Origin of the sequence: Microbacterium sp. 22303 (assembly GCF_052045265.1) — a bacterium.
GTDB lineage: Bacteria > Actinomycetota > Actinomycetes > Actinomycetales > Microbacteriaceae > Microbacterium.
Genome location: NZ_JBQEOQ010000002.1, coordinates 361,491 through 373,362, shown reverse-complemented (window position 1 = coordinate 373,362; position 11,872 = coordinate 361,491). Strand labels below are relative to the sequence as shown.

General features: G+C 71.2%; 9 protein-coding genes. 3 read left to right on the top strand and 6 right to left on the bottom strand.

What is annotated here, in order from left to right; genetic code table 11:
* Positions 1-5 precede the first annotated feature (5 nt).
* Both ACTJI8_RS07480 and ACTJI8_RS07475 read right to left on the bottom strand, forming a co-directional pair.
* Entirely contained in the window at positions 6-1,316 is a 1,311-nt protein-coding gene (locus ACTJI8_RS07480; RefSeq protein ID WP_440732787.1) for an ABC transporter substrate-binding protein, read from the bottom strand.
* Between the two features lie 109 nt (positions 1,317-1,425).
* Positions 1,426-2,436, bottom strand: coding sequence for a LacI family DNA-binding transcriptional regulator (locus ACTJI8_RS07475; protein WP_440732786.1), 1,011 nt, complete (start codon positions 2,434-2,436; stop codon positions 1,426-1,428).
* Between the two features lie 182 nt (positions 2,437-2,618).
* On the opposite strand from ACTJI8_RS07475, the gene ACTJI8_RS07470 reads away from it, so the two are divergent.
* Positions 2,619-3,173: a 4'-phosphopantetheinyl transferase family protein gene (locus tag ACTJI8_RS07470; RefSeq protein ID WP_440732785.1), complete on the top strand. Its 555-nt coding sequence runs from the start codon at positions 2,619-2,621 to the stop codon at positions 3,171-3,173.
* Here ACTJI8_RS07470 and ACTJI8_RS07465 read toward each other — a convergent pair.
* Positions 3,118-3,702: a cysteine hydrolase family protein gene (locus tag ACTJI8_RS07465; protein ID WP_440732784.1), complete on the bottom strand. Its 585-nt coding sequence runs from the start codon at positions 3,700-3,702 to the stop codon at positions 3,118-3,120. The genes ACTJI8_RS07470 and ACTJI8_RS07465 overlap by 56 nt on opposite strands.
* A gap of 55 nt (positions 3,703-3,757) precedes the next feature.
* On the opposite strand from ACTJI8_RS07465, the gene ACTJI8_RS07460 reads away from it, so the two are divergent.
* Positions 3,758-4,210 (top strand): MarR family winged helix-turn-helix transcriptional regulator, encoded by a 453-nt coding sequence (locus tag ACTJI8_RS07460; RefSeq protein ID WP_440732783.1) that lies wholly within the window; start codon positions 3,758-3,760, stop codon positions 4,208-4,210.
* Positions 4,210-5,625: an MFS transporter gene (locus ACTJI8_RS07455; RefSeq protein WP_440732782.1), complete on the top strand. Its 1,416-nt coding sequence runs from the start codon at positions 4,210-4,212 to the stop codon at positions 5,623-5,625. The genes ACTJI8_RS07460 and ACTJI8_RS07455 overlap by 1 nt, the downstream gene beginning before the upstream one ends.
* A 40-nt stretch (positions 5,626-5,665) precedes the next feature.
* Here the strand turns inward: ACTJI8_RS07455 and ACTJI8_RS07450 are convergent, their stop codons facing one another.
* The 3 genes from ACTJI8_RS07450 to ACTJI8_RS07440 are packed head-to-tail and all read right to left on the bottom strand — an operon-like array spanning position 5,666 to position 11,716.
* On the bottom strand, positions 5,666-6,223 hold the full coding sequence (locus ACTJI8_RS07450) for an RDD family protein (RefSeq protein WP_440732781.1): 558 nt from the start codon (positions 6,221-6,223) through the stop codon (positions 5,666-5,668).
* The gene (locus ACTJI8_RS07445) at positions 6,220-7,596 is read right to left on the bottom strand and encodes a M1 family metallopeptidase (protein WP_440732780.1); all 1,377 of its coding nucleotides are present in this window, start codon (positions 7,594-7,596) and stop codon (positions 6,220-6,222) included. The genes ACTJI8_RS07450 and ACTJI8_RS07445 overlap by 4 nt, the downstream gene beginning before the upstream one ends.
* 34 nt (positions 7,597-7,630) lie before the next feature.
* Entirely contained in the window at positions 7,631-11,716 is a 4,086-nt protein-coding gene (locus tag ACTJI8_RS07440; protein ID WP_440732779.1) for a Pls/PosA family non-ribosomal peptide synthetase, read from the bottom strand.
* Between the last annotated feature and the right edge of the window lie 156 nt (positions 11,717-11,872).

Below are 11,872 nucleotides of genomic sequence, written 5' to 3'. Positions count from 1 at the left end.
GGGCCTCAGCCGACGATGTCCTTCACGCCGGACGCGTACTGCTCACCCAGCTGCTTGCGCACCTCCGCGGGAGACTTGGTGCCGTTGACGAGCTCCTGCAGACCGGCGTTGATCTGGTCGTAGAACGTCGGGGTGGGCCAGTCGGGGTAGAACGCGATGCCGTCGTTCTTGGTGATGGTGTTGAAGTTCTCGATGAGCTGCTTCGACTTCTCATCCGTGATGGCGGACACGTCGGCGGCGACGGGCACGCCGCCGTTGTTGCCGAGGATCGCCTGGATCTCGGGCCGCATCGTGATGTCGATGAACTTCTCCGCGAGGTCCTTGTTCTTCGCACGCTCCGGCACGACCCACATGTTCCCCGCGGATCCGGGGGTGAAGTCGCTGCCCGGGAACAGGAACGTCCCCCACTCGAAGCCCTTGATCTCGCTCATGAATCGGCCGTACCACCAGCTGCCCGAGTAGAACATCGGTGACTGGCCGTTGATGAACGAGACGCCCGCATCCTCGGCCTTGACACCGCTCGCGTCCTTGGAGATGTACCCCTTCGCGGTCCAGTCCGCGATGGTCTGGGTGGCGTAGGTGAGCGGCTCGCCGTTCCAGTCCACCTTGTGCTTGTAGAGCTGGTAGTCGTCGATGAACGACCGGTCGGCCTTGGTCAAGGCCAGCTGGTACCAGAGCTGGCTGAGCGGGTACTCCGCCGCCGACTCGGAGAGGGGAGTCTGGCCGGCGTCCTTCAAGGTCTTCATCGCGGTCTCGAACTCCGAGAGCGAGGTCGGCACGGCGACGCCGGCCTTCTCGAACGCCGTCTTGTTGTAGTAGACCTCGACGTACTCACCGTAGTTCGGCACGCCGTACCAGCTGCCGGATCCCATGATGCCCTTGTCGTCGTACTTCGCGGTCGTCTGCAGACTGGAGGCGAGCTTCTTGTCCCAGCCGTACTTCTTCACCGCATCGTCGAGGGGGGCGAGCAGTCCCTGGCTGGACAGCAGGCCCGCGGTTCCGTTGCCCTTGGCGTACTCGAGCACGTCGGGCGCCTGATCGGAGTTGAGCACCTGGCTCGCCGTGGAGCGGATCTGCTCGAAGCTCTTCTCCTCGAACTCGACCTTGGCCCCGGTCTCCTTCTCGAAGACCTTGATCGCCTCGGCCCATGCCTTACCCATGGCGCTGTCCGCGCCCTCGTAGTGCCACAGACGGAGGGTCTTGCCCTCGCCGTTCGTGTCGCCGCCGCTGCCGCTCGCGCCGCCGCTGCAGCCGGTGAGAGCCGCGGCGACGGCCGCCGTCGCGACGACGGCCGCGAGGATCCTGGTGTGCTTCATTGCTACCTCCATGAGATTGTCGAAGCGTTTCGACATTGGTGGAAAAGGGATGGACGTGCGGAACGGGTGATCGAGTGGACGGGAGTCGGGTGAGGGGCGCGGCCGGGTCTCAGCGGGGAGCGCTCACCGAGCCGAAGGACTGATATCGCGGCGCGGTGAGGCGCACGCCCGGATCGACGTGCTCTCCGTCGGCCAGACGGGACGCGAGCTCCACCGCGAGCTCGCAAGAGATCTCGGGCTCGAGCGGGATGCGGTCCAGCGGGGTCGAGAACGAGGAGGTGTCGAACGAGGAGCCGACCGACACGACCGACATCTCCCCCGGCACCGAGAGCCCGGCCGCGGCGAGCTCCGCCAGGACGGCCGAGTGCGCTGCGTCGTCGCAGTGCAGCGCCAGGGCGGTGACTCCTTCGCCGATCATGCGCCGCACGGCATCGCCGATGTCGCGGCGGCGCCCATCGCCCTCCCCGGGGAAGGCCGTCGAGAGGGCGACCGCGCGATGCCGCGCCGCCTGCTCGATGCCGCGGCGCACCCGCGGAGGGAAGTTCGAGAGCGCGTACGCGCTCTCCGGGTGGCCGAGGAACCCGATACGGCGATGGCCCGCGTCGGCGAGATGGTCGACGGCGAGCGCGGCGGCCGCTTCGAAGTCGAGGTCGACGCAGACGAGGCCCTCCACGTCGTCGGGCACGCCGATGAAGACCGTCGGCACGTCGATCGCACGCGACAGCGCGACCCGGTCATCCTCCGGCGCGACGTCGAGGACGATGATCCCGTCCACGAGCCCGCTGGCCGAGACCCGGCGCATCCCTGCCGACGCCTCTGCGTCCGTCAGCAGCAGGATGTCGTAGTCGTACCGGCGCGCGGCGATCGAGGTCGCGAGCACGAAGCTCATATGGGTCGGGGCGTGCGTGTCGGCCCGGAACGGCTCGGTGAGCGCGAAGATGTGAGTGCGGCGCCCCGCGAGCATCCGCGCCCCGGCGTTCGGCTCGTAGCCGAGCCGGGCGGCCGCACGCTCCACTCGGTCCCGCGTGGCCGGTGAGATCGACCGCTTGCCGCTCAGCGCATACGAGACGGTGCTGATCGACACACCGGCGGCCTCGGCCACCTCGTGGATCTTCGCCATCGTCGTCTCCGGTCTTCTTCGGTCGGTACGGATTGCGCTGGTGAAGCGCTTCGACAGCCGACGATAGCGAGCCCGCCGCTCTCGCGCAAGCCTTAAGTTGTTTTCTTCAACTTATCGAGCGGGTGTGCCCCGAGGCGTCCATGCCCGCCGGCTCAGGGCGCGCTGCACCCTACCCTGGTGACGTGCAGCGGGCGACGGTGGAGCGGGTGCGGATCGCATGGACGCGCTCCGCCCTTGACGACCGGCGTGCGGCCGGGCGCGCCCTCATCCGGGAACTGGCCGCCGAACTCGTCCCGGGGGCAGACCTGCGGATCGAGCAGCGCTGCCCGGGGTGCGGTGGGCCGCACGGGCGACCACTGCTGCCGCACGCGCAGGTGCTGGCGAGCGTCGCCTACGCGGGTCCGTGGGTGGTCGTCGCCGTCGGCTCGGATCGAGACGTCGCCGCCCTCGGCATCGACGCCGAGCAGGAGCGCGCCGCGCCAGACCTCGCCGCACTGTTCCCCCTGACGAGTCCGCCGGATCTTCGCGGCTGGACCGCGATCGAGGCGGCGCTCAAAGCCGATGGGCGCGGGCTGCTGCTCTCACCCGATCAGGTGCGCCTCTCCCCGGACGGCCGCGCGACCGTCCCGGACGGCGGCGAATTCCGGATCCTGCCTGTCGCCACCGCCCCCGGCCTGATCGTCACGCTCGCGCTGCGGCATCCGGATCCAGGCCCGAGGCCCACTCGTCGACCGTGACCACGTCGGCCTGGCGCGGGAACACCTTCTCGAGCAGCACGCGGTGCACCTCCGGGTCCTGATCCGCGCAGGCGTCGGCGAGCACCGTGAGCCCGAAGTCGCGATCCGCGGCGTCGCGCAGCGTGCTCAGCACGGCCCCGCTCGTGGAGACGCCGGCGAGCACCAGTTCGTCGGCACCGAGCCCACGCAGCACCACATCCAGGTCGGAAGCGAAGGCGCCGATCCGGCGCTTGACGACCACGGGCTCTTCCGGCAGTGGCGCGAGCTCGGCGACGATCTGCGTGGCCTCCGCAGATTCGATCAGATGCGAAGACGTCGTCGAGTCCTTGATCGCGCCGAAGGACTTGTTCCGGGCGACGGCCTCGGGGAATCCTTCGCGGAGAGCGACACGGACGAACACGGCGGGGATCCCGGCGGTCCGAGCCGCGGCGAGTGCGCGCCCAGCGTTCTCGATCACGTCGGAACCGCCCGCGGCGTAGCGCCCGGCGATGCCGTTCTGGAAGTCCATGAGCAGGAGTGCGGTGGTCATGACGGCATCCTCGCACAAGATAGACAGGTTTACCTGTTCAGTTTAGGCTGTTGATATGTCCGAGCCTGGGTCCGAGACCGTCATCCCCATCCCGAGTCCCGCGCAGACCGCCCTCGATCTGCGAACCGTGGTGGCCCGCCTGTTGCGGCGCTTCCGCGAGGCGGGCGCCGACGACTCGCTGACCCCGTCGCAGGCCTCGGCGCTCGCTCGGCTGGGCAAGGGCGGTGTCTCGACCGTCAGCGCGCTGGCCGCCGCCGAACGGGTGCGGCCCCAGTCGATGGCGGCGACGGTCGAGACCCTGGAGAGTGCGGGGTTCGTGACCCGCAGCCAGGACCCGAGCGACGGAAGGCGGCAGATCATCGATCTCACGGACGCAGGCTGGGCGCGGATCGAGGGCCAGAAGGATGCCGCGGCCGCCTGGCTGGAGCACGCCCTCACCGACCTCGACCCCGCGGACCTCCGCGCGGTCTCCACCGCCATGGCCGTGCTCGAGCGGATGCTGCCCTGATGCGCTTCCCCGCACCTATCGGGGGTCCTGCTCCCGAGGGACGGTTCGATCGGCGACTGCTCGCGCCGATGATGGTGGGAGCGATCCTCAACCCGATCAACACCGCGATCATCGCGGTGGCGCTCACCCCGATCGGCCTCGCGCTGGGCGCTCCGGCTCGCGAGACCGTGTGGCTCGTGTCGAGCCTCTACCTCGCCACCGCGATCGGGCAGCCCCTGGTCGGCCGCCTCGTCGACATCTTCGGCGTGCGCTCCCTCTTCCTGCTCGGCGCGGTGCTCGTGACCGCCGCCGGCACGATCGGCATGCTCGCGCCGGAGAGCCGCGACAGCATCTGGTGGCTCGTGGCGGCACGCGTCATCCTCGGCCTCGGCACCTGCGCGGGCTACCCCGCGGCGATGCACATGATCCGCGCGGAGGGCGAGCGCACCGGCCTCGCCTCGCCGGCCGGGATCCTCACCCTGCTCAGTGTCACGACCCAGACCATCGCCGTGGTCGCGCCCGCGCTCGGCGGCGTGCTCGTCGGCGCCTGGGGCTGGCGCGCCACGTTCGCCGTCAACGTGCCGCTCGGACTCGCCACACTGCTGCTGGGCGCGCTCTTCCTCCCCCGGCGAACGGGGCTCGAGCCCGCCGTACAGGACCGACCACGGATCGACGGCATCGGGATCGTCCTCTTCGCCGTCACGATGCTCGCCCTGCTCGTCTTCCTGCAGAACATCGCGCCGGCCCTGATCTGGCTGCTCGTCGTGGCACTCGCGGCCGGAACCGTCTTCGTGTGGTGGGAGCGCCGAGTCCCGGATCCCTTCGTCGACGTGCGCGTGCTCTCCGGCAACAGGCCGCTGCTGCTCAGCTACGTGCGATCGCTGCTGACCGCGACCATCTCGTACACGTTCGTCTACGGCTTCACCCAGTGGCTCGAAGACGGCCGCGGCCTCAGCCCGACCGTCGCGGGGCTGGTACTGCTCCCGGTGTTCGCGGCGGGCATCGCGGTCGCACTCGCATTCGGACGCCGGCCCGAAGTCTTCGGCAAGCTGCTGGTCGGATCCGCCGCGCAACTCGTCGCCGGGATCCTCGTGCTGTTCATGACCGGGTCGTCGCCGGTCTGGTTCCTCGTCCTCGCGATGCTGGTGCTCGGCATCCCGCAGGGTCTCAACAATCTCGCGATCCAGAATTCGCTGTACTACCAGGCCGAGCCCGCACGCATCGCCTCCTCGGCCGGTCTGCTGCGCACGTTCTTCTACCTCGGCGCGATCGTGTCGGCCGTGATCTACGGCAACGTCTACGGTGCGCGGGCGACGACGGCCGGCCTGCACGTCCTGGGCTGGGTCGTGGTCGGGATCGCCGTGGTGTTCCTGCTCGTCACGGTGTTCGATCGGTCGCTGCTCAGAATCGGGCGAGCGACCGGATCCGATTCCTGAGCCGGCCGCGAGCCCGAGGGTCGGGCACGAAAGACGAGCCTCAGGGCAGACGGGTGATTCCGCTGTCGTGGAGCCGCGCCGTCGCGGTCCGATCGATGCTCACCCTGACCTGGCCGACGCCATCGATGGCGGCCCAGAACAGGAAGGGCAGGAACACCGTGCGGATCAGCATCGCCCACCCGGCCTTCGCGAACCCGATCGGGGTTCCGTCCTTCATCCGCACCACCTGCGTGCCGGTGAGCACCCCGCCCAGGGCGCGGCCGTTGCGAAAGGCCCAGCCGTAGACGAAGGGCAGCACGACGATCAGGGAGATCCCGATGACGACCGCTCCGACCGCCCGATCGGGGTCGAAGGATCCTGTGCCGTAGAGGATCGCCACGGTGACCGCGACGGCGTACAGCAGGACGGCATCGATCAACCAGGCCAGGAGGGCCCCCGACATGGTCGAGTCGACGTAGAGCGCGCCGTTCTCGAAGGCTCGGACGCGCCTCGCCGCCTCGGGGCCGAGCGTGGGAGCCAGCTGCGTGCTGACCTCCGCGAGAGCTGCTCTGCGGTCGGCGCGCGCGACCGCACCAGGCTGCCGCGTCTCCTCGGTCACCGACGCTGCTCCACGGCGCGCGGGACGACGTTCAGGGCCTGGGTCACGGGGGCGGGCTCCACTCCGCCGGTGCCGGGGGCCGCCTCCGGCAGCGGCGGCAGCGCCGGCTGGTCGAGCCACGCGTCGAAGAACGCCTCAAGCCGGCGTCCGGCGACGGACGCGGCCAGCAGGCGGAAGTCCTCGGTCGTCGCCGTCGCGCCCGCGTTGCGCTCGGTCCACGAACGCAGGATCCGGAAGAACGCATCGTCTCCGACCGTCATCCGCAAGGCGTGCAGCGCCAGGGCCCCGCGCTTGTAGACCCGATCGTCGAACATGAGCTCCGGGCCCGGGTCGGACAACACGAGATCCTGCGGCTCGGCGGCGAGGGCGGCCCAGTGCCCGAGCGCCTTCGCGTGCGCGCTGTGACCGCCGCTGCGCTCGGACCAGATCCACTCGGCGTAGCAGGCGAAGCCCTCGTTCAGCCAGATGTCCCGCCAGCGCGCGACGCCCACGCTGTTGCCGAACCACTGATGCGCGAGCTCGTGCGCGATGAGGCGTTCGAGGCTCCCCCGCCCGTCGATGTGGTTCGCACCGAACACCCCCATGCCCTGCGCTTCGAGGGGGATCTCCAGGTCGTCGGCCGTCACGACGAGCCGGTAGGACGGCAGCGGATAGGGCCCGAACGCCTCGGCGAACACGGCCATCATCTGCGGCAGCGGCGCCAGGTCCGCGTCCACCCGCGCGGCAAGTCCCGCCGGATGCAGCACCTGCCCCACGACACCGGCGAGATCCATGCCTCGAGAGACATATTTCCCGATCTGGACGGTCGCGAGGTAACTGGGCGTCGGCGTGGAGCGCTCGAAGACCCACGTCGCGCGGCCGCCCTTGGTCGTCGTCGACACCGGCTCCGCGGCGGCGACCGCGTATCCGGGGTCCGTGGTGATCGAGATCCGGTACGTCGCCTTGTCGCCGGGGTGATCGTTGCAGGGGAACCACGACGGCGCGCCGATGGGCTGCGAGGCGACGAGCGCGCCGTCCTCCAGCTCCTCCCAGCCGAGCGTGCCCCAGCGCGTGCGCCGCGGGCGCGGGGCGCCGCCGTACGAGATCGTGAGCTCGAACGGATCCCCCGCGGCGAGCTCGCGGCCGAAGGCGACCTTGAGCTTCCGGTCGGTCTGCGTGAAGCCGATGCGCCCGCCGACGTCGCCGCGCACCTTGGTCGCACGCAGCCCCACGAGGTCCAGGGAGACGGCCTTGGTCGCCTCGACGACCCGCCCGCGCACGACGGCGACACCGTCCAGCCGGTTCGTGCCGAGCCGGTAGTCGACGCTCAGGTCGTAGTGCTCGACGCGATAGCGGCGATCGCCGGAATGCGGGGTGTAGTCGTCGGGGCTCACTGTTCCATGCTCACAGATCGCGGGGCGTGCGCGCTCACGCGGCGGGGCCCTCGGGCCCGTCGGGCATCTCGAGGACCTGAGACTGCCGGTCCGATGCTGGGGTCGAAGCCGCCGGATCCTGGTAGCTGCGCACCTTGACCGCGCGCCACGGCCCGATGGGATTGCCGCTCCAGCGGCTGCCCACCGGCACGCTCTCCCCGCGCATCACGAGGGATGCGGGGCCCACCGTGGCGTCGGATCCGATGGTCGCAGCGGGCAGGATCACGCTGTGCGGGCCGAGAGTCGCCCCCGCCTCGAGCGTGACCGTGTCGATGCTCATCACCCGGTCGTGGAAGAGATGCGTCTGCACCACGCAACCGCGGTTGACCGTGGCGCCGTCGCCGAGCGTCACGAGGTCGGGCTCGGGCAGCCAGTAGCTGTCCGTCCAGACGCCCTTGCCGATCGTCGCGCCCAGCGAGCGCAGCCACACGGCGAGCGCGGGCGTGCCCGCCGCCGCGTTGGCGAACCATGGCGCGGCCATCATCTCGGTGAACGTGTCGGCGACCTCGGTGCGCCATACGAAGCTCGACCACAGCGGGTGCTCCCCCGGGCGGATCGGCCCGACGAACGCCCACTTCGCCGCCGTCGCGAACCCGGCGGCGACCGCGCCCGCGGCCAGCAGGACGAGGCCCGAGAGCACCACGGTCCACACCGGGCCGATGCTCAGGGCCAGTGCGGCGAGTGTCAGCAGCACCGCCAGCCCGAGCGCGCAGGTGAGGATGACCGGGACGATGCGGCACAGCTCCCAGAGGCCCCGGGCGACCCGCAGCGCCGCGCGAGGGCGGTAGGTGCGCTCCAGGTCCGACTCGTTCACCACCCGGCGCAGGCGCACCGGTGGCGATCCGAGCCAGGAGGATCCCGCCTTCGCCTTGTCCGGCGCGGCCGAGAGCACCGCGACGAGGCCGTCCTTGGGCACCTTGTGCCCGGCGCCCGCCATGCCGGAGTTGCCGAGGAACGCGCGCTTTCCGATGCGCGCCGCGGCCAGGCGCATCCACCCGCCGCCCAGCTCGTAGGACGCGACCATGGTGTCGTCGGCGAGGAACGCGCCGTCGTCGATCGTCGTCATCGACGGGATCAGCAGCACCGTGGAGATCTCCACCTCGGATCCGACCTTCGCACCCAGCAGGCGCAGCCACATCGGCGTGATCAGGCTCGCATACAACGGGAACAGCAGCGTGCGCGCGGAGTCGAGCAGGCGCTCGGTGGTCCAGGCCTGCCACGCAATCCGGCCGCGGACCGGGTGGATCCCTTCTCGCAGCCCAATCGACAGCAGCCGGGTCGCCGCGACGACGAGCCCCGCGAACACGACGCCGGTCACGAGCACCGACGGCACGAGCCAGATCGCCAGTCCCGGCAGCGCGGCCGCAAGCGAGGACGCACCGCGCCCGCCCTGCACGAGCACGAGCGCACCGAGCGCGAAGGCCAGCACGGGCAGCAGGCCGAGACCCATGCTCGATGCGGCATATGCCCACAGCCAGCGCCGCGGAGCGGGCGGCCGCTCGGGCGCCAGCGGGGCGGACTTGCCGCCGATGCGCACAGCGGGCGAGCCGGCCCAGCGCTGGCCGGCACGCACCCGCCCGAACACGGCGGATCCGGGAGCGACCTCGGCGGCGCGGCCGATGCGGGTGCCGGGAGCGAGCGTGCTGCGCGCGCCCACGACCGCGCCCGCGCCGATCCGTATTCCGCCGATGCGCACCACGTCGCCGTCGATCCAGTAACCGGAGAGATCGACCTCGGGCTCGATCGCGGCGCCCCGGCCGATGTCGAGCATGCCGGTCACGGGCGGCAGCGTGTGCAGGTCGACGTCGGGGCCGATCTTCGCCCCGAGCGCCCGGGCGTAGTAGCTCACCCACGGAGCCCCCGCGAAGCCGACCGGGTCGATCTGGTGGCTGACCTGCTCCGCCAGCCAGAGCCGCAGGTGCACTCCGCCGCCGCGCGGGTAGTCGCCGGCCCGCACGCCGGCGAGCAGGATCCTCGCGGCGACCGCGGCGATCGCCATGCGGCCGAACGGCGACGCGAACACCACGAGACCGACGATCAGCAGCCACAGCGGCGCCGTCGGCAGCCAGTCGAACCCGGGCACCAGATGCAGGATCGCGCTGCCGGTCAGCAGCCACAGCACCCACCGGATGCCGCCGAGCACGAACAGCGGCACACCCAGGATCGACTGGATCCACTGCATCCGGCGCGGCGTGGGCCGGGACTCGTGGAACTCTCCCGGATCCTCGTCCTCGTCGCCCGCCTCGGCCTCGACGGCGTCGGCCATGCGCCGCAGCCGCGGCAGGTCGTAGACGTCGGCCATCGTGAACTCGGGCGCGCGGGCCCTGATGCGGCTCACCAGCTGCGCGGCCGCGAGGGATCCGCCGCCGAGCTGGAAGAAGTCGGCGTCCTCGTCGAGCGGCCGCGTGCCGAGCACGGCGAACCACTGCTCCGCGAGCCAGGCCGCGGTGCCGGTGAGCGTGGAGTCGTCGGCGTCCGGATCCGTCAGCGGCCACGGCAGCGCCGCCTTGTCGACCTTGCCCGAGGTGCGCACCGGCAGGTCGTCCATGATGGCGAGCAGCGGGATGAGCGGCGCCGGCAGCGTCTCGGCGAGCTCGGCGCGCGCGGTCTGCCGGTCGAAGCCCTCCGTCGGCACCACGTATCCGACGAGCAGGGGGATGCCGCCCTCGCTGCGCTGCACGACGACGGTCGCCGCCGTCACCGCGGTGAGGTTCTGCAGCGCGGCCTCGACCTCTCCGAGCTCGATGCGCCGGCCGCCGATCTTGACCTGGTCGTCGGCGCGGCCCTGGAACACCAGGCCCGCCTCCTCGTGCCGCACGAGGTCCCCGGAGCGGTAGGCGCGCTCCCAGCCCAGAGACGGCATCGGCGCGTACTTCTCCGCGTCCTTCGCCGGATCCAGGTACCGCGCGAGTCCGACGCCGCCGATCACGAGCTCGCCGACCTCGCCCTCGCCGACCCGGTCGCCCTCGCCGTCGACGACCGCGAGCTCCCAGCCGTCCAGCGGCAGACCGATCCGCACCGGCTCCCCGGCGCGCAGCGCCTCGCCGTCCATCTCGGCCGCGCAGGCGACGACCGTGGCCTCGGTGGGTCCGTAGGTGTTCCAGACCTCGCGGTCCTCTCCGACCAGCCGCGCGGCGAGTTCGGGCGGCAGCGCCTCGCCGCCGAAGATCAGCAGGCGCAGGTTCTCGATCGCATCCTGGGGCCAGAGCGCCGCGAGCGTCGGCACGGTCGACACCGCGGTGATGCCGTGCCCGAGCAGCCAGGGTCCGAGGTCCTCGCCGGAGCGCACCAGTGCCCGCGGCGCCGGCACCAGGCAGGCCCCATAGCGCCAGGCCAGCCACATCTCCTCGCACGAGGCGTCGAAGGCGACGGAGAGCCCCGCGAGAACGCGGTCACCCGGGCCGAGCGGCGCATCCTGCAGGAACAGGTTCGCCTCGGCATCGACGAACGCCGCGGCGGAGCGGTGGGTCACGGCGACGCCCTTGGGCACGCCGGTCGAGCCCGAGGTGAAGATGATCCAGGCATCGTCCAACGGCATCGGGTGCGGCACGGTCGTGATCGCGACCGAGTTCGGGTGCGGATCCTCACCGGCGAACAGGCCGGATCCGGATGCACCGCCCGGTCGGGATCCGCCTGTCTGCGTCGAACCGCCGTGCAGATCCGCGGAAACCCGCTGTTCGGCAGCGCCAGACGGATCCGACGTCGGCGCGAACACCCCGCCCGCCCCGATCACGCCGCGGACCTTCGCCTCGCCGAACACGAGATCGGCCCGCTCCTGCGGATCGTCCGCGTCGACCGGCACGTACGCCGCGCCGGCCGCCATGGTGCCGAGGATCGCGAGGTACAGTTCGCGTCCGCCCGAGGGCATCCTGATGCCGACCCTGTCGCCGCGCATCACGCCGTGCTCGTGCAGCCGGGCCGCCGTCCGCCAGACCTGGGCGAGCAGCTCGGCGTAGCTGAGCGCACCGTCCGCATCCTCGATCGCGGAGGCGTCCGGGTATCGGCGGGCGGTGTCGACGAGGATGTCGATCAGCGTGCGCGGCAGCGCCGCGAGCGCGGCGCGGTCGAGGATGTCTTGCATCGGTTTCCGTTCGAGCGGCTGCACACAGGGCGCGTGCGCGCCCAGGGTACCGCGGGCGGGGAAACAGCAGGTGAAGCGGATCCCGGTGGGCTGTGCTGCCGCGAGGCTGGCTGCGGGGTCATGGGATTCGCGTTCGCAATTCAGGTCAGAATTGCC